The organism is Anaerobacillus sp. MEB173 (assembly GCF_052119505.1).
In the GTDB taxonomy this organism is placed as follows: Bacteria; Bacillota; Bacilli; order Bacillales; family JBJMAU01; genus JBJMAU01.
Genome location: NZ_JBJMAU010000058.1, coordinates 1 through 736 on the forward strand (window position 1 = coordinate 1; position 736 = coordinate 736).

The window sequence follows — 736 nt, forward strand, 5'->3', positions numbered from 1 at the left end:
GCGTTGGTACATTGCTTCTTTCATGCGCAAGTGAGAAGTTGAAGACGGTTCGTCCATTTTATAAATCGCATGTTTTAATTCAAAGATTCGGTCATAAACTGCATTCGCTGCAACTAAATCTTGGTTTTTCACACATTTTACTAACTCTGCAATTAAATCCGGTACAAAACAACCGAAGCCTACTAGTGCGCCATCAATGCCTTGAACTAATGTAGGTAATAGATACTCATCATGACACGTTAATAATGAAACATCCGGGGCATGCTTTTTCAATGCTCTAACATCTACTTCGTATTGCGCCATATCTCTTTGACCGATTTTAAATGATACAACGTTTGGAATTTTTGCCATTTCCAACAATTGATCGGTTGTGTAAGAAGATTTTGTCCAAGTTGGATATTGGTGAACAACAATCCCAATGTTAATTGCTTCGGCTACATCTTTAAAAAACTGAACTGTCGATTCTGGCTGCATACCAAATCGTAACCATGAGTGTGGCGGCATTAACAGAATCCCTTCTCCTCCTGCCTTTTCAACTGCTTGGGCATGTTGGATCGCTTCAATTGTTCCCTCAGCTGATACTCCTGAAATGACTGGGATTCGACCTTGTAATTCATCGGCTGCGATTCGTACTGCCTCTGCACGATCTTCAGGAAGTAATGTCATAATTTCTCCTGTATGTCCGTTTACAACGATACCATTAACTCCTTCGTGGCTCGCTACCCAGCGAACTAAC

At 41.0% G+C, this 736-nt stretch carries 1 protein-coding gene; it reads right to left on the reverse strand.

All coding sequences use genetic code 11. The features are described from left to right. A partial coding sequence (locus tag ACJ2A9_RS23675) for a dihydrodipicolinate synthase family protein (protein WP_441424117.1) occupies positions 1–736 on the reverse strand: 736 nt, incomplete at both ends.